This window comes from Micromonospora sp. NPDC049301 (assembly GCF_040678715.1).
Lineage (GTDB): Bacteria > Actinomycetota > Actinomycetes > Mycobacteriales > Micromonosporaceae > Micromonospora.
The window spans coordinates 16,448-33,083 of sequence record NZ_JBFAQO010000005.1 but is presented as its reverse complement, the minus strand read 5'-3'; the positions used below and the strand labels follow the sequence as shown (position 1 = coordinate 33,083).

Sequence of the window (16,636 nt, the reverse complement as noted above, 5' to 3'; positions counted from 1 at the left end):
CGGGACGTGACCGGCGGGGCCGCAGGGAGGGCGGTGGGGGTTGACGGCGGTGGCACCCCTCGACGAGATGGTTCTCGGGCTGCCCGAGGTGCGGTTGCGTCCCTTCGTCGACCGGTACGTCGGCTACCGGGAACGGGCGGACCTGCCGCTGGTCCGTCGCGAGGCGGCCGGCGTCTTCGTGGTACTGATCCTGGGCTGGGGTGCCCCACTGGACGTGAGCGACCCGCGTAGCGCCGAGCGCGGCGTCCAGCGGGTCGACTCGTTCGTGGCCGGCACCTTCGACGGCTGGTGCACCACCCGCACGGTGGGTGTGGGGGAGGGTGTCGAGCTGCTGCTCGCGCCGCTGACCGCCCGCCGCATCCTCGGCCTGCCGCTGGGCGAGCTGACGAACCGGGCCGTCGGGGTGGGGCAGCTCCCGGGCCGTTGGCTGGATCGGCTGCGCGTCCGGCTCGCCGAGGCGGCGGGCTGGCCGGAGCGGTTCGTCCTGCTCGACAGGGTGCTCGCCGCCCGGCTGTCGGCGTCCCCGCCGGTGGATGCCCGGCTCGAATGGGCGTGGCGGTGGCTCGTCGGCAGCGGTGGGCAGGGTGGTGTCGGTGTGCTCGCCGACGAGCTGGGTTGGAGCCGGCGGCATCTCGCGTCCCGGTTCCGGCAGGAGGTCGGGCTGCCGCCCAAGACGGCCGCCCGGTTGCTGCGCTTCCAGCACGCGTACGCGGCGCTGACCAACGTCGGCCTGACCATCGGGCCGAGCACCATGGGCGGGCCGGGTGTCGGGGCGCCGGTCGCGGCTGGGCAGTCCGAGGCAGGTGCGGGGCGGACCGTCGACTGGGCCGCGGTGGCGGCTCGGTGCGGTTACTACGACCAGTCCCACCTCATCCGGGACTTTCGCCGGTTCGCGGGGGCCACTCCGGCCGCGCTGCTCGCCGCCCGGTCGGCGATGGTCGGCTGACACCACGCAGCCGAGGGAAATCCACCGAGGTCACATTCGTCCAATCCCGGTCGGGCCCGCCGGCCGCAGAATCAGCTCATGCGAACCATCTATCCGATCCTCCGTTACCCCGATCCCCGCTCCGCGATCGACTGGCTCTGCTCCGCCTTCGGCTTCCAGGTGCATGCCGTGCACGAGGCGCCGGACGGCACCGTCGCGCACGCCGAACTCGTCCTCGACACCGGCATGATCATGCTGGGCGGTCGGGCCGACGCACCCCTTCGTCCGGCCGACGTCGACTGGTCGGTCTACGTGGCGGTGCCGGACGTCGACGCCCACTGCGCTCGGGCCCGCGCGGCCGGCGCCGAGATCACACGGGAGCCGTTCGACACGGACTACGGCTCCCGTGACTATGCCGCCCGCGACCTGGCCGGCACCGTCTGGAGCTTCGGCACCTACCGCCCCTGAGCGAGCCGGGCAGGGGGACACACGCCGTGCCGGCAGGGGACCCGGGCCGACCCAGGCCGGCCGGGCATCCGTCGCCGACGTGCGGAACCGAGAAGGTGACCATCCGCCCGGCCGGCCGGGGTGATCGGATTGGTTGCGGTGCGCGAGCGCGGTATTGCGCTGCGTGATCGTCCTGCGTACTCTCCCTCGGTGGGGAGGCGGGGATGCCGTTGCCAACAAGTCCGGTCATTCGACGCGTGCGGCTCGGCGCCGAGCTGCGCCAGCTACGCCGGCGCGAGGCGCTGACCCTGGAGCAGGTCTGCGATCGGCTGGGCTGGGCCTCGACGTCGAAGTTGTCCCGCATCGAGCTGGGCCAGAGCCGTCCGGATCTCGCCGACGTGCTGGACCTGCTCGACGTCTACCAGGTGCCGGCACCGACCCGGGACGCGCTGATCGTGATCGCCCGGGACGCGGCCACCAGCCGCGGCTGGTGGAAGACCGTCGGCGAGATGAGCGAACGGCAGCGCACCTACGCCGAGCTGGAGGCGGGAGCCGCCCACATCGTCGAGTACCAGCCGGCGGTCGTGCCGGGGCTGCTCCAGACGCCGGCGTACGCCCGGTTGCGGGTCGCCGCCGGTGCCCTGCTCGCACCGGAGGTCGATGTGGAGGCCGAGGTGCGCGCGCGGGCGATGCGGCAGGAGGTGCTGCGTCGGGCCGACCCGCCGCGCTACACCGCGGTGCTCGCCGAAGCGGCCTGCGACCAGGGTGACCTGCCGGTCGCGGTCTGGCACGAGCAGCTGCGGCACCTGGTCGCCGTGACCGGGCTGGCCCACGTGACGGTGCGGCTGCTGCCGCGCGGGGCGGCCGGCGGCGGGCTGCACCCGCTCACCCCGTACTCCTGGTACGCCTTCCCCGACCCGGCGGACCCGCGGACGGTGATGCTGGAGGCGCTGACCACCGACGTCCGGTTGGCCACCGCCGTCGACGTCGACCGGTACGCGCGGATGACCGAGGCGTTGCTGGCCGCCGCGTTGTCGCCCGAGGAGACGGTCACCGCGCTGGCCCGCCGCGTCGGCGAGTGAGGGCACGGCGCGGCCACCGGGCCCGGCGCCCCCGAGCCCGTCGGGACCGGTGGCCGACGCGTGCGGTGGGCACGATAACCACGCGGTACGACAGCTCCGCTCAGGCCGGTACGTCGATGAAGTGCTCGACCAGGGGCGGCCCGGCGAAGTGCGGCCCGATCAGCGCCCGCCACTTCTCGAACCGCTCGCTGGCCCGGAAGTTCTCCTCGTGCGCCTCGACCGAGTCCCACTCCACCAGCAGCACGAACCGGCTCGGGGACTCGATCCCCCGGGTCATCCGCACCGACCGGCAGCCGGGCGTCCCGGCGAGCACCGGGTGACCCTGGGCGTACGCGGCGGCGAACGCGTCCTCGTGTCCGGGCAGTACGTCGATCAGCGCGACCTCAAGCACCATGTCGGGAAGCCTCCCACGACGGGTGGACCGGGCGCTGTCGTGGGGTCTGTTCCGGTGTCGACAGTGGCCCTAGGGTGGGTGCCCGGGAGGGCACTGTGATGATCGACTGGCTCACCGGCACCGCGTTCCAGGTGGCCGGCACCGGCACCACCTGGGCTGAGCTGCTGGGGTTCGCCACCGGCGTGCTGAACGTCTGGCTGGTGGCCCGGCAGCGGATCGGGAACTGGCCGATCGGCATCGCCAACGTTCTGCTGCTCATGCTGCTGTTCTGGACGGCCGGCCTGTACGCCGACGCCGGGCTCCAGATCGTCTACGTCGCGCTCGGCTGCTACGGCTGGTGGCACTGGCTGTTCGGTGGCGAGCGGCGGACCCGGCTCACGGTGAGCCGGACCGGGCGGGGGGAGTGGCTGGGGCTGGCCGTCGCCGGGGTGCTGCTCACCGGCGCGCTGTGGGCTCTGCTGGACCGGGCCACCGACTCCACGGTGCCGCTGCCGGACGCGCTGACCACGGCGCTGTCCCTGCTGGCCACGTACGGGCAGACCCGCAAGCGGGTGGAGAGCTGGTGGCTCTGGATCGCCGCCGACCTGATCTACATCCCGCTGTACGCGTACAAGGGCCTGCACCTGACCGCCGTCCTGTACCTGGTCTTCCTCGCCCTCTGCGTGCTCGGGCTGCGCGCCTGGCGGGCCGACCTGCGCCGGGCCGACCGGCCCACCCCGGTCCCACCCGGCCCGGCCCCGGTCACCGCGTGACCGACCGCGCACCCGGCCACCCGCCGGCGCCGAGGGCGCCGGAGCGGACGTCCAGCCCGGAGTTCGGGCACGGGATGGTGGTCGGGAAGTTCTATCCGCCGCACGCCGGGCACCACGCGCTGATCGCGGCGGCCGCCGCCCGCTGCGCCCGGGTCACCGTGGTGGTGGCGCCGTCGCGCCGCGAGTCGATCCCGCTCGGGGTGCGGCTGGACTGGCTGCGTGAGGTGCACGCGGACACCCCGTGGGTGCGGTTCGTCGGCCGGTACGACGACCACCCGGTGGACTACGCCGACCCGGCGGTCTGGGACGCGCACTGCGCGGTGTTTCGGGCGGCGGTCGGTTCGAGGCCGGTGGACGCGGTCTTCTCCTCCGAGGCGTACGGCGCGGAGCTGGCCCGCCGCTTCGACGCCGTATCCGTGTCGGTGGATCCGGACCGGCGCACCGTGCCGGTCTCCGGCACCGCCGTGCGGGCGGACCCGGTGGGGCACTGGCGGTGGCTGAGCCCGCCGGTGCGCGCCTGGTTCGTCCGGCGGGTGGTTGTGGTGGGCGCCGAGTCGACCGGCACCACCACGATGGCCGCGGCGCTCGCCGAGCACTACGGCACCGGCTGGGTGCCGGAGTACGGCCGGGAGTTGACCGCCCGCAAGCTGGCCCGGCTGCGTGAGCGGTCACCCGGGGCGAGCGTGTTCGACGTCGCCTGGGACCGGGGCGACTTCCGCACGGTGGTCCGCGAGCAGCAGGCGGCCGAGGACGCGGCGGCCCGATCGTCCGGGCCGCTGCTGTTCTGCGACACCGACGCGCGGGCGACCGCGATCTGGGAGGAGCGCTACCTGGGCAGCGCGTCGCCCGAGGTCCGGGCCGCGGCCCGCCGGCCGGCCCTGTACCTGCTGACCGACCACCGGGACGTGCCGTTCACCGACGACGGACTGCGCGACGGGGAGCACCTGCGGGGCTGGATGACCGAGCGGTTCCGCACCGAGCTGGCCGGGTGCGGGGTGCCGGTGGTGGAGCTGGCCGGACCGCACGCCGATCGGCTGGCCCGGGCGGTGTCGGCCTGCGACGCGCTGCTCGCCGCTGGCTGGTCGCTCACCGACCCGCTCGTCGCACCCGATACGCACTAGCCTCCTAGGACGCGCCACGGGATGTGGCACTCCGTATTCCCGGTGGTCGGGTGGCCGGGGACACCGGCTGCCCGGGGTGCGATCACACGGCGTGGTGGGGGAGAATGGTCACCGAGGAGGGGAGTATTCCCCCGCGACGGAGTCGTCAGCACGGTCGACCGCCGGATTCTCGGCGGCCCGACCCGGCCCCGTCGGTCGCCGTCCCGCTCGGGAGGTGGCGGAAGAGACCTCCGACAGTCACCAGAGTGAGCCGTCAGCGGCACACCGGCCCCTCCGGGGGCGTACGGTGTGCCCGACGCCGCGTGTCTGCCGGAGGAATGAACGTTGGACGTGTCCGGATTGGTGTGGGCGGGGACCCTCGTCGCACTGACTGCGGTCCTGCTCGTCGACCTGTTGATCATCGGTCGGCGCCCGCACGAGCCGAGTGTGCGCGAGTCGAGCCTCTGGGTCGCCTTCTACGTCGGTCTCGCCCTGCTCTTCGGCGCCGGTGTCTGGCTGACCTCCGGGGCCAGTTCGGCCGGGCAGTTCTACACCGGCTGGCTCACCGAGTACAGCCTCTCGGTGGACAACCTCTTCGTCTTTGTGATCATCATGGCCCGCTTCGGGGTGCCCCGGCAGTACCAGCAGAAGGTGCTCCTGGTCGGCATCGTGCTGGCGCTGGTGATGCGCGGCGGGTTCATCGCCGCCGGCGCGGCGCTGATCTCCCAGTTCTCCTGGGTCTTCTACATCTTCGGCGCGTTCCTGATCTACACAGCGGTCAACCTGGCGCGGCAGGGTGAGCCGGACGAGGACGAGTTCTCCGAGAACCTGTTGATCCGGTGGAGCCGCAAGGCGCTGCCGATCTCCAAGGACTACGACGGCGCGAAGCTGACGACCCACTCGGCCGGCCGACGGCTCTTCACGCCGATGCTCATCGTCATGATCGCGATCGGCACCACCGACCTGATCTTCGCACTGGATTCGATCCCGGCGATCTTCGGCATCACCCAGGAGCCGTACCTGGTCTTCACCGCGAACGTCTTCGCGCTGATGGGCCTGCGCCAGCTCTACTTCCTGCTCGGCGGCCTGCTCGACCGGTTGATCTACCTGAGCTACGGCCTGGCCGTCGTGCTCGGCTTCATCGGGGTCAAGCTGGTGCTGGAGGCGCTGGCCGACAACAACCTGCCGTTCATCAACGGCGGGGAGCACGTGGGGTGGGCGCCGCACATCCCGATCTGGCTCTCGCTGCTGGTCATCCTCGGCACCCTGCTGGTCGCCACGGTCGCCAGCCTGATGAAGTCCGCCCGGGACCGCCGCCGCGAACTGGCCGAGGCCCGGGGCTGAGACACCACCGGCCGGGTGCGGGGACGCGCCCGGCCGGTCAGACCCGGTGCGCGCCGACCAGGGTGGCGGTCCGCTCGGCCGGCAGCGGCTCCTCGATCACCCGCCGCCGCCGGTAGCAGGCGTGCAGCATCCGCCGGTCCTCCTGGTCGCCGGGGACGGCGGTGACGATACCGATGTGGTGGATCTTCCGGCCGGGGCGGGCGAAGAAGTAGAGGTCGCCGGGGCGTTCCGCGCCCAGCGGCAGCGGGCTGGTCGCCTCGGCCTGGTCGTCGGCGTCACGGGGCAGCAGCACCCCGAACCGGCGCCACGCCAGGTGCACCAGACCGGAGCAGTCGATGCCGTACGCGGAGAGCCCGCCCCAGACGTAGGCCACGTGCAGCAGCCGCTGCGCCACCGCCAGCACGTCGGCGGCATTGGGCGGCCCGGCCGGCGCCGGGGTGAGCTGGCCCTCGGGCAGCCAGAGCGGCGCGGCCTGACCGGGGACGTGCACCGGCTGCCAGCCGTGGCACGCCGGGCCGGCCGGGACGAGGCGGGTGCCGACGACCACACCGGGCAGCACCACCGGCCCGTTCGGCGCGGCGCGCAGGCCGGTGACCGTGGCGTCCACCACCAGCGGGGGGCCGCTGACGGCCGGGTCGACGGGGGTGAGCTGGTCGGCGGGCAGCCAGCCCGGGTAGCCGCGCGGGTCCAGCTTGGCGGCCGGTTGCTCGACGGCGACGACCCGTGCCCAGCCGTCCGGACGCAGCTCGCTGACGAGCACCCGCTCACCCAGCAGCAGCTGGCTGAGCACGCAGTCGCCGACCTGCTGGTCGGTGTCCAGGCCGGAGATCCAGGTCGGGATGTCGGCGCGCGCGGTCAGCGCCGGCTGGTCGACCGGGCGGACCGCCTCGGGGGAGGTCCACAGCGTCGCCACCGCGACCCGGACGACGGCCTCGCGGCCCGGCTGCAGCTCCACGTCAACCCCCAGCTCGTGTCCGCTGTCCCTGGAACCCTATGAAAGAAACCAACGATCATCAACCGGAGGGCTGCATCTTTACTTCAGCCAGGCCGGAGATGCCCAGGCCGGGAGAGTCCGGCAGCACCACGGTGGCGCCCTCGTAGCTGAGCCCGCCCCGCACCGGCGACCAGGCCAGCCACCAGGCGGCGTCCAGGTCCGCGACCGCCGTGGTGCCGTACGCGCCGACCAGGCTCGCCGCCGCGCCGATGCCGACCTGACTCTCCATCATCGACCCGACGACCGTGCCGAGCCCGTGCGCGGCGGCCAGCTCCAGCAGGGTGCGGGCCGGTCGCAGCCCGCCGCACTTGGCCAGCTTGACGTTGACCAGGTCGGCGGCGCGGCGGCGAATCACCTCCACCAGGTCACGGACCCCGAAGACCGCCTCGTCGGCGAGGATCGGCACGGACACCCGGTCGCTGACCCACGCCAGCCCGTCCAGGTCCCAGCGGGCCACCGGCTGCTCCACCAGCTCCACGTCGAGCCCGGCGTCCTCGATGCCGCGGATGATCCGCACCGCCTCGCGGGGTGTCCAGCCCTGGTTGGCGTCGAGCCGGATCCGGACCCCGGCGCCGACCGCCGAGCGGACCGCCCGCACCCGGTCCAGGTCGCCGGCCGCGTCGGTGCCGACCTTCAGCTTGAGCACGCCGAAGCCGTCGGACTGCCGCTGTCGCGCGGCAGCCGCCAGGTCCGCCGCGTCGCCGGCGGCCAGCGTGACGTCCGTGGGCACCCGCAGCGTGGTGCCCCCGAGCAACCGCACCAGGGGTACGCCCAACCGCCGGGCGGCCAGGTCGTGCAGGGCGACGTCGACCGCGGCCTTCGCCGCCTCGTTGCCGACCACCGCGCGCTGCACCTCGGCGCAGCGGGCCACCAGGTCGTCCGGGTCCCGCCCGGTGAGCAGCGGCCCGAGCAACTCCCGCACGCACGCCTGCGCGCCGCCGACCGACGCGCCGGTGACCTGCCAGACCTGCGGTGCCTCGCCGAAGCCGGACCGGCCGTCGGAGTCGACCAGCTCGACGACCAGAGTGTCCACCGTGGTGGTGCGGCGCAGCGCGGTGACGAACGGGGTGTGTAAGGGGGCGGAAACCCGGTGGGTGCGTACCGCCGAGATCGTCATATGGGGCACCCTATACGCAGGCACACGGCGGGAGGGGAGACCGGATGGCCGGGCGGGACTGGGAGATGGTGGGCGCGCCGAACGCGCGTGACCTGGGGGGCCTCGTCGGTGCCGACGGCCGGCGGGTACGCACCGGGCGGCTGATCCGGACTCCGGCGCTGGGCCGGCTCACCGACGAGGACCTGCCGGTGCTCACGAAACTGGGGCCGGCCTGCGTGGTCGACCTGCGCGCCGGCTCGGAGATCGAGGTGGCCCCGACCGACCGGCTGGTGGGCGAGCCGCGGGTGGTGCACCTGCCGGTGCACGACCCGGAGCACCCGGTCTTCACGTACGTCTCGGCGGTGCTGCTCGGCCACGACCTGGACGCCTACGCGGAGCTGGCCCGGCAGGGCACGGCCGGGGCGATGGCGGAGATCTACCGGTGGTTCGTCACGGGCGAGTCGGCGCGGGTCGGCTTCGCCGAGGCCGTCCGGTTGGCCGCCGCACCGGAGAACCTGCCGCTGGTCTACCACTGCTCCGCCGGCAAGGACCGGACCGGCTGGCTCACCGTCATCCTGCTGACCGTGCTCGGCGTGGACGAGGCCGCGATCCGCGCCGAGTACCTGCGCAACAACGCGCTCACCGACAGCCTGCGCGCGGTGATCGTCGAGGCGATGCGGCGCCGCCAGCCCGAGCTGGACGTCGACGCGGTGCTTCCGGTGCTGGAGGTCCGCCCCGAGTACCTCGACGCCGGCTACCAGGAGGTGCGTCGGGTGCACGGCTCGTTCGACGGCTACCTGCGCGACGGGCTCGGGCTGACCGACGAGACCCGCATGGCGCTGCGGGAGCACCTGCTGGAGTGACCGCGCCGGCCGGCGCGCGGGTGCCCGGTCAGAGCTGGTGGCGGGCGGCCCAGACCTGCGCCGAGACGTGGGCGATCAGCCGGCAGGCGTCGTCCTCGGCCTCGTCCCCGCTGGCGCCGCCGTCGGCCAGGTCGGTGGTGGTGCAGACGGTGATCACGTAGGGCGGGGCGTCGTCGGGCAGGACCACCCCGGCGCCGTGCCGCACACCGCGCACCCAACCGTTCTTGTGCGCGATCCGGGTGCCCTCGGGCAGGCCGGCGGCCAGGTCCTCGCGGTGCTCCTGGGCGAGCAGCACGTCCAGCATGGCCGTGCAGCCGGCCGGCGAGGCGAGCCGGCCGGGGCTGGTCGCCCCGGTGGCCAGGGCGCCGAGCAGGGCGGCCAGGTCGTGCGCGGTGACCAGGTTGGTGATGCCGGCCTCGCGGGCCGCGAAGTCCTCGATGCCCCGGCCGGTGACGCTGTGCCGGGCCCCGGCCAGCGCCCACACCTCGGCCACCGCGGGCAGCCCGACGTGGCCGATGACCAGGTTGGTGGCCAGGTTGCTGGACCGCACGATCATCCGGTGGGCGAGCCAGCGCAGCGACGCGGTGCCGCCCACCCGGTCCCAGACGGCGTCGTCGTTGTCGTAGTGCCGTGCGCAGGAGAACCGGGGTGCGCCGGGCTGGGCCGAGTCGAACTCGTTGACCACCGGGACTGGGGCGTCCAGGTCCAGCGTGCCGGCCTCGGCGGCGCGGTGCAGCGCGGCGAGCACGGCCGCCTTCATGGTGCTGGCGGCGTAGTGGCCGGCGTCGGCGTGGCGGGTCCAGGTCGGCGGCGCGTCGAGCCGGCCCACGTACGCCGAGACGGTGCCGGGCACCCGGTCCAGGTGGGCGTCGAGATCATCCCAGGTCATGCCGGTGACCGTAGCCGATCAACGGTGGGCCGGACGGGCTGGCCCGCGTACGCCGCCGAAAGCGGACGGGCGCGCCGACCGCAAGCGGTCGACGCGCCCGGTGCCGGGTGCTGGTGGGGTCAGCCGGCGTGCTTGCGGCGGGCGGCGGCCCGGCCACGCAGCTGCTGGTCGAGCACGACCTTGCGGATGCGCACCGCGGTCGGGGTGACCTCGACGCACTCGTCCTCGCGGCAGAACTCGAGCGCCTGCTCCAGCGACAGCTTGCGCGGCGGGATCAGCTTCTCGGTCTCGTCGGAGGTCGACGCCCGCATGTTGGTGAGCTTCTTCTCCTTGGTGATGTTGACGTCCATGTCGTCGGAGCGGGAGTTCTCCCCGACGATCATGCCCTCGTACACCTCGGTGGTCGGCTCGACGAAGAGCTGGCCGCGCTCCTGCAGGTTGATCATCGCGAAGGCGGTGACCGCGCCGGCCCGGTCGGCGACCAGCGAGCCGTTGTTGCGGGTACGCAGCTCGCCGAACCACGGCTCGTAGGACTCGAAGACGTGGTGCAGGATGCCGGTGCCCCGGGTGTCGGTCAGGAACTCGGTGCGGAAGCCGATCAGGCCGCGCGCCGGGACCAGCCACTCCATCCGGATCCAGCCGGTGCCGTGGTTGACCAGCTGCTCCATCCGGCCCTTGCGGGTGGCCAGCAGCTGGGTGATCGCGCCCAGGTACTCCTCGGGGGCGTCGATGGTCAGCCGCTCGACCGGCTCGCAGGTCTTGCCGTCGATCTCGCGGGTGACCACCTGCGGCTTGCCGACGGTCAGCTCGTAGCTCTCGCGGCGCATCTGCTCGACGAGGATGGCCAGCGCCAGCTCGCCGCGGCCCTGCACCTCCCAGGCGTCCGGTCGCTCGGTGGGCAGCACCCGCAGCGACACGTTGCCGATCAGCTCCTTGTCGAGCCGGTCCTTGACCATCCGGGCGGTGACCTTGGAGCCCTTCACCCGGCCGACCAGCGGCGAGGTGTTGGTGCCGATGGTCATCGAGATGGCCGGCTCGTCGACGGTGATGAGCGGCAGCGGCACCGGGTTCTCCGCGTCGGCCAGCGTCTCACCGATCATGATGTCGGAGATGCCGGCGACCGCGATGATGTCGCCCGGACCCGCCGACTCGGCCGGCTTGCGCTCCAGGCCCTCGGTCATCAGCAGCTCGGAGATGCGCACCCGCTGGCTGCTGCCGTCGGTGCGGCACCAGGTCACCGTCTGACCCTTGTTGATCGTGCCCTGCCGGACCCGGCACAGCGCCAGGCGGCCGAGGAACGGCGAGGCGTCGAGGTTGGTGACGTGCGCCTGCAACGGCGCGTCCTCGTCGTACGCGGGGGCCGGGATGGTGTCCAGCAGGGTGCGGAACAGCGGCTCCAGGGAGCTGCTGTCGTCCGGCACGGAGCCGTCGGCGGGCTGGGTCAGCGAGGCGATGCCGTCGCGGGCGCAGGCGTAGACGATCGGGAAGTCGATCTGCTCCTCGTCGGCGTCCAGGTCGAGGAAGAGCTCGTAGGTGTCGTCCACGACCTCCTTGATCCGGGCGTCGGGGCGGTCCACCTTGTTGATCACCAGGATGATCGGTAGCCGCGCGCGCAGCGCCTTGCGCAGCACGAACCGGGTCTGCGGCAGCGGGCCCTCGCTGGCGTCGACAAGCAGCACCACACCGTCGACCATGGTCAGGCCGCGCTCCACCTCGCCACCGAAGTCGGCGTGGCCGGGGGTGTCGATGATGTTGATGGTGACCGGGTCGGAGCCGTCCGCCGGCAGATAGCGGACGCCGGTGTTCTTGGCCAGGATCGTGATGCCCTTTTCCCGTTCCAGGTCCCCCGAGTCCATCACCCGCTCGGTCGTCTCACCGCGGGCGCCGTACGCGCCGGCCTGCCGCAACATGGCGTCGACCAGGGTGGTCTTGCCGTGGTCGACGTGAGCGATGATGGCGACGTTGCGGAGGTCGGTGCGAAGCTGCATACCCTCTATCCTTCCGCCTGCGCTCGCGCAGGCTGCGTCGGGGTCACCCCCAGGTGCCCCTGATCTCTGGTGAAACTGCTGTCCCGGTCGTTCCCCCGGCTGGCATGCTGGCTCCCGTGTCCCGGGGGCTTGTGTGCACGATCTGCTGACCATGGTGCAGGGTCTGCCCACCCTGTGGATCTACCTGGTCGCCGCGCTGATCGTGGCGGGCGAGACCGCGGTGATCTTCGGTCTGCTCGTGCCGGGTGAGGCTACCCTGCTGCTCGTCGGCTTCCTCACCTACAACGGTACCTTGCGGCTGGGCCCCGCGTTGCTGGCGATGATCGCCGCCGCGTTCGCCGGTGACGCGCTGGCGTTCCGCGCCGGGCGGCGGTACGGGTCCCGCCTGCGTGCCGGGCTGGGCCACCGGGTCGGGCCCGAGCGGTGGCGCCGGGCCGACGCCATGCTCGCCCGGCTCGGCGGAAGGGGCGTGTTCGCCGCTCGCTGGGTGGCTTTCGCCCGCACCCTGGTGCCCCGGCTGGCCGGTGCGGCCGGCATGCCGTACCGGCGGTTCGCGCCGTGGAACCTGGCCGGCGTGGTGACCTGGGTGGGCGGATCGGTGCTGCTCGGTCACGTCGCCGGTGAGTCGTACGACACGGTCTCCCGGTTGCTCGGCCGGGCCACCGGCGCGGTGCTGGTGCTGCTGGCGGGCCTGTTGGGGGTGGTGCTGGCCGGCCGGTGGCTGGGCCGTAACCCCGACCCGGCCCGGGCGCTGCTCTCCCGGGCCGGCGCGCTGCCGCCGGTGCGCTGGCTCAGCGCCCGCTACGGGGTGCTGTTCTTCCTGGTGGCCATGCGGATCGGGCCGGCCTGGACGCTGCTGCTCAACCTCGCCGCCGGGCTGCTGCTGCTCTTCGCCGCCGGGCTCGCCATCGCCGGCCTGCTCGCGGTGGTGGTGCGCAACAGCGGGCTGGCGGCGTTGGACGGGGCGATCGGAAACTGGTTCGCGGCCCGGCGGACCCCGGGCGCCGCCGACGCGACCACGGCGCTGGTGTCGGTGGTGCGGGGCTGGGTGCTGGTGGCTCTGGTGGCGCTGGTGGCCGCGGTGCTGGCGTGGCGGAACCGGCCGTGGCGGGCGGACCTGCTCAGTGTGGTCGGCACGGTGGGCGCGTTCGTGCCGCTGCTGGTGCTGGCCGTGGTGGCCGAGCTGACCGGGTCACCGGGTGCCGGCCCGGACGGCGGCGAGGCGGTTCCGTTCCCGACCCAGAACGCGGTGGTCGCGGCGAGCTTCTGCACCCTGGCCTGGCTGGTGTCCCGGGGCGCCCGCTGGCCGGTGGCGGTGGCCGCCTGGACGGCCGCCGCCGCGGGTGTGCTCGGGGTCGGCGGCGCCCGGCTCTATCTCGGGCTGGACACGGCCAGCGGCACCGCGGCGGCGGTGCTGCTCGGGGTGCTGTGGACGGTGGTGTTCATGGTGGCCTGGGCCACCCGGGACCGGGCGATGGGCGAGCGGGAGCAGCCCGACGATCCGGTCCGGCCGCCGGCGCAGGGGCCGCGGCGCCCGGTCGAACCTTGTTAGGGTGCGGCGTCGGTCGTACGGGGGAGGAACGGCATGTGTGGACGGACCGGTCGGGTGGGCGCCATGGTGCTCGCGGGGCTGCTGCTGGTGGGCACGATGGTCGGCTGCGCCGACGCGGGGAAACGCCCGCAGAGCCAGGCCGCGCCGGTCGCGGTCACCGATGAGCCGACCGACGCCCCGGTCGACGAGGCCACCGGGGAGCCGAGCCCGTCGGTGAGCGGGGTGGCCGCGATGGGTGCCGCGCCGAGCCGCAGCGCGTCCCCGACCCCGAAGCCGACGAAGAAGCCGACCCGCACGTCCGGCCCGGCGACGAAGCCGCGCGCGGTGGCGAAGCCGCCCACCGAGACCAAGGTCCCGCCGGCCCCGCCGAAGCCGGCACCGTCCTCCTGCGAGCCCAGCTACAAGGGCACCCAGGCGACCCGGGCCGAGGCGAAGGCGGCGCTGACCGACGCGGCCGCCCGCACGTACTGGCCGACCTCCGCGCCGACCATCAAGATCCCGCTCACGCTGCTCAAGGCCACCGCCTGGCAGGAGAGCGGCTGGCAGTCCAACATCTACGCCTGCGACGGCGGCGTCGGGCTGATGCAGGTGATGCCGGCCACCGCGACCTGGATGAACCAGCGGTTCGAGCAGAGCTACGAGATCGATGACTACCGGGACAACGCGTACCTGGGCGCCAACTACCTGGCCTGGCTGACCAAGTACATCGGCGACATGTACTTCGAGTCCGACTTCCGGCTCGACGCCGGCCTGTGCACCGCCGAGCTGGACTCCTGCCTGCTTAACGCGGTCATCTCCGCGTACAACTTCGGGCACGGTGCGGTGGCGCAGGAGGGTGAGCCGTTGCAGATCCCCAATCCGTCGTACGTGCGCAACGTGCGGGCGCTGATGACCGAGTGCGTCTGCCTGGGGTACTGAGCGAGCCGGGTGGGGTCGGGCCGCACCCGGCCCCACCCGGCATTGTGTTGCCCGCTCAGTGGCGGGCGGCGACCGGCTCCGGCGGGGTGTCCGCCACGCGCTCGCGTGCGATCCGGCCGGGCCACCAGAAGCGGTCGCCGAGCACGAACGCCAGCGCCGGCACGAGGACCGTGCGGACCAGCAGGGTGTCCAGCAGGACGCCGATGCAGACGATGACGCCGATCTGGGTCAGCGTGATCAGTGGCAGCACACCGAGGACGGCGAAGACCGCGGCGAGCAGCACCCCGGCGCTCGTGATCACCCCGCCGGTGACCCGCAGCGCGGAGAGCATCCCGTCCCGCGTGCCCGTGCGGCCCGCGTCCTCCCGGGCGCGGGTGACCAGGAAGATGTTGTAGTCCACGCCGAGCGCCACCAGGAACACGAAGGCGAGCAGCAGCACGCCGCTGTCCAGTGCCGGGAAGCCCAGCACGTTGTCGAAGAGCAGCCACGCCGCGCCGAGGCTGGCGAAGAACGACGCGATCACGGTGAGCACCAGCAGCACCGGTGCGAGCAGGCCGCGGAGCAGCAGCACGAGCACCGCGCCGACCAGCAGCAGGATGATCGGCAGGATCAGCCGCAGGTCCCGGTCGTTGGCCTTCTCCGAGTCGTAGGTGCCGGCCACGGTCCCGCCGACGATCGCCCCGGACGGCGCGTCGGCGCCGTCGACGGCGGGAGGGGCGGAGTCGGGGACCGCGCCGACCGCGTCGCGCAGCGCCTCGATGGTGCGGTCGGACGTGGTGGTCCCGGGTTCGGCCTCCAGCACCACGTCGACCTGGGCGATGCCCTGGCCGGCGTCCGCGGGGCGGGCCGAGGCGACCCCGGGAACGGTGGCAGCGACGTCGGTGACCGTCCGCACCGCCGCCGGGGTGGTGAGCACGGCCACCGGCTGGGTGGTGCCGGCGGGGAACGCCCGGGCCAGGGCCTGCGCGCCGGTCACCGCCTCCGGCTCGGCGCGGAACTGCTCGGTCTCCGACAGGCCGGTGCGGATACCGAGGCCGCCCAGCGCCAGGCCGGCGAGCAGCAGCGTGGCCAGCACCGCGACCGGCACCGGGCGGCGTTGCACGGCGGTGCCGAGCCGGCCCCAGAGCCGGCCCTCGCGGACCGGGCCGCCGACCCGGGGGACGAACGGCCAGAACAGGCCACGACCGAAGAGCACCAGCACGGCGGGGAGCACGAACAGCGCCGAGAGCATCGCGAAGACCACCCCGGTGGCGCAGGCCACGGCCAGTGCCCGGTTCGTCTCCTGCTCGCTGAGCAGCAGGGTGAGCACGCCCAGCACCACGGTGCCGCCGCTGGCCAGGATGGGATCGGCGGTGCGACGCAGCGCGGCACGCATGGCCGCGAACCGGTCCTCCTCGCGGCGTAGCTCCTCGCGGTAGCGGGCGATGAGCAGCAGGGCGTAGTCGGTGGCGGCGCCGAAGACCAGCACGCTGGCGATGCCGGTGACCTGGCCCTCCTGGAGGGTGATGCCCACGGCCGGTACGAGCGTGTCCACCGCGCGCAGGGTGAGCTGCTCGGTCGCCGCGACCACGACCAGCGGCACGGTCCACAGGAACGGGCTGCGGTAGGTGATCAGCAGCAGCACCGCGACGACGGCGGCGGTCACCGCGAGCAGGGTGACGTCGGCGCCCTCGAAGACCGAGGAGAGGTCGGCGGTGAAGGCGGGCGCTCCGGTCACCTCGGCGGTGAGCCCCTCGGGCAGGTCGGCCAGGGCGGCGCGCAGCCGGGTGACCGTCTCGGTGACCTCGTCCTGGCCGCCGCCGGTGCTCAGTGGCACGGCGACGAGCGCCACCGTGCCGTCCGGGGAGAGCTGCGCCGGGCTGACCCGCCCGCCGGCCGCGAGGCTGCCCAGGTCGCCGGAGCGGGCGGCGACGGCGGCCCGGTCGGCCTCGTTCAGGGCGCCGCCGTCACCGCGGCTGACGACCACGATGGCCGGCTGGATCTCGCTGGACGGGAGCTGCTCCTGCAGGCGCTGCACCTGGGTCGACTGCCACTGCGCGGACAGGCCGGTGGCGGAGATCGGCGCCGGGTTGTCCGGGTGGGGCAGCCCGAAGACGGCCGCGCCGACGACGATCGCGGCGGCCACGGTGAGCCAGGCGGCCAACCGACCACGGGCGACTCTGGTGAAGGCAGACATCAGGGTGACCCCACGGTCTCTTGACGGGAAAGCATCTTGATAAACGAGATTATCGACGGCTGTTCTATGCTGCAACACGGCGGACCGACGACGGGAAGAAGCGGCGCGAGGTGGCG

The 16,636-nt window shown here is 73.5% G+C and carries 15 protein-coding genes; 9 read left to right on the top strand and 6 right to left on the bottom strand.

All coding sequences use genetic code 11. The annotated features are described in order from the left end of the window. Window positions 1-49: 49 nt before the first annotated feature. From AB0K07_RS15990 to AB0K07_RS15980, 3 genes are all read left to right on the top strand, one after another. Window positions 50-946 (top strand): helix-turn-helix domain-containing protein, encoded by an 897-nt coding sequence (locus AB0K07_RS15990; RefSeq protein ID WP_363755672.1) that lies wholly within the window; start codon window positions 50-52, stop codon window positions 944-946. A 78-nt stretch (window positions 947-1,024) separates the two neighbouring features. After that, window positions 1,025-1,393 carry a VOC family protein gene (locus AB0K07_RS15985; RefSeq protein ID WP_363755670.1) on the top strand — a complete coding sequence of 123 codons (369 nt, stop codon included), beginning with the start codon at window positions 1,025-1,027 and terminating at the stop codon, window positions 1,391-1,393. A 203-nt stretch (window positions 1,394-1,596) separates the two neighbouring features. Next, window positions 1,597-2,454 carry a helix-turn-helix transcriptional regulator gene (locus AB0K07_RS15980; RefSeq protein ID WP_363755668.1) on the top strand — a complete coding sequence of 286 codons (858 nt, stop codon included), beginning with the start codon at window positions 1,597-1,599 and terminating at the stop codon, window positions 2,452-2,454. A 100-nt stretch (window positions 2,455-2,554) separates the two neighbouring features. Here the strand turns inward: AB0K07_RS15980 and AB0K07_RS15975 are convergent, their stop codons facing one another. Beyond that, a complete protein-coding gene (locus AB0K07_RS15975; RefSeq protein ID WP_363755666.1) occupies window positions 2,555-2,848 on the bottom strand; it encodes an antibiotic biosynthesis monooxygenase family protein in 294 nt (97 codons plus the stop codon). Between the two features lie 98 nt (window positions 2,849-2,946). Here AB0K07_RS15975 and pnuC point away from each other — a divergent pair, with 98 nt between their 5' ends. The 3 genes from pnuC to AB0K07_RS15960 all read left to right on the top strand — a co-directional run bounded on the left by pnuC (window position 2,947) and on the right by AB0K07_RS15960 (window position 6,044). Beyond that, window positions 2,947-3,600, top strand: a complete 654-nt coding sequence (gene pnuC / locus AB0K07_RS15970; protein WP_363756601.1) for a nicotinamide riboside transporter PnuC — start codon at window positions 2,947-2,949, stop codon at window positions 3,598-3,600. Further along, the gene (locus AB0K07_RS15965; RefSeq protein ID WP_363755664.1) at window positions 3,597-4,721 is read left to right on the top strand and encodes an AAA family ATPase; all 1,125 of its coding nucleotides are present in this window, start codon (window positions 3,597-3,599) and stop codon (window positions 4,719-4,721) included. The genes pnuC and AB0K07_RS15965 overlap by 4 nt, the downstream gene beginning before the upstream one ends. Window positions 4,722-5,045: 324 nt before the next feature. Then, window positions 5,046-6,044, top strand: a complete 999-nt coding sequence (locus AB0K07_RS15960; protein ID WP_363755662.1) for a TerC family protein — start codon at window positions 5,046-5,048, stop codon at window positions 6,042-6,044. A 37-nt stretch (window positions 6,045-6,081) separates the two neighbouring features. On the opposite strand, the gene AB0K07_RS15955 is transcribed toward AB0K07_RS15960, so the two are convergent. Both AB0K07_RS15955 and AB0K07_RS15950 read right to left on the bottom strand, forming a co-directional pair. Beyond that, window positions 6,082-6,999: an NlpC/P60 family protein gene (locus AB0K07_RS15955; RefSeq protein ID WP_363755660.1), complete on the bottom strand. Its 918-nt coding sequence runs from the start codon at window positions 6,997-6,999 to the stop codon at window positions 6,082-6,084. Window positions 7,000-7,057: 58 nt separating this feature from the next. Then, complete coding sequence (locus AB0K07_RS15950) at window positions 7,058-8,155, bottom strand: dipeptide epimerase (RefSeq protein WP_363755658.1); 1,098 nt, start codon at window positions 8,153-8,155, stop codon at window positions 7,058-7,060. A gap of 44 nt (window positions 8,156-8,199) precedes the next feature. On the opposite strand from AB0K07_RS15950, the gene AB0K07_RS15945 reads away from it, so the two are divergent. Then, complete coding sequence (locus AB0K07_RS15945; RefSeq protein WP_363755656.1) at window positions 8,200-8,997, top strand: tyrosine-protein phosphatase; 798 nt, start codon at window positions 8,200-8,202, stop codon at window positions 8,995-8,997. Window positions 8,998-9,025: 28 nt separating this feature from the next. Here the strand turns inward: AB0K07_RS15945 and AB0K07_RS15940 are convergent, their stop codons facing one another. Continuing rightward, window positions 9,026-9,886, bottom strand: coding sequence for a serine hydrolase (locus AB0K07_RS15940; RefSeq protein WP_363755654.1), 861 nt, complete (start codon window positions 9,884-9,886; stop codon window positions 9,026-9,028). Between the two features lie 119 nt (window positions 9,887-10,005). Further along, on the bottom strand, window positions 10,006-11,874 hold the full coding sequence (gene typA, locus AB0K07_RS15935) for a translational GTPase TypA (RefSeq protein ID WP_363755652.1): 1,869 nt from the start codon (window positions 11,872-11,874) through the stop codon (window positions 10,006-10,008). A gap of 133 nt (window positions 11,875-12,007) precedes the next feature. On the opposite strand from typA, the gene AB0K07_RS15930 reads away from it, so the two are divergent. After that, window positions 12,008-13,426, top strand: coding sequence for a DedA family protein (locus AB0K07_RS15930; RefSeq protein ID WP_363755651.1), 1,419 nt, complete (start codon window positions 12,008-12,010; stop codon window positions 13,424-13,426). 33 nt (window positions 13,427-13,459) lie between these two features. Next, the gene (locus AB0K07_RS15925; RefSeq protein ID WP_363755649.1) at window positions 13,460-14,344 is read left to right on the top strand and encodes a transglycosylase SLT domain-containing protein; all 885 of its coding nucleotides are present in this window, start codon (window positions 13,460-13,462) and stop codon (window positions 14,342-14,344) included. Between the two features lie 55 nt (window positions 14,345-14,399). Here AB0K07_RS15925 and AB0K07_RS15920 read toward each other — a convergent pair whose 3' ends face one another. Further along, the gene (locus AB0K07_RS15920) at window positions 14,400-16,520 is read right to left on the bottom strand and encodes an efflux RND transporter permease subunit (protein ID WP_363755647.1); all 2,121 of its coding nucleotides are present in this window, start codon (window positions 16,518-16,520) and stop codon (window positions 14,400-14,402) included. Between the last annotated feature and the right edge of the window lie 116 nt (window positions 16,521-16,636).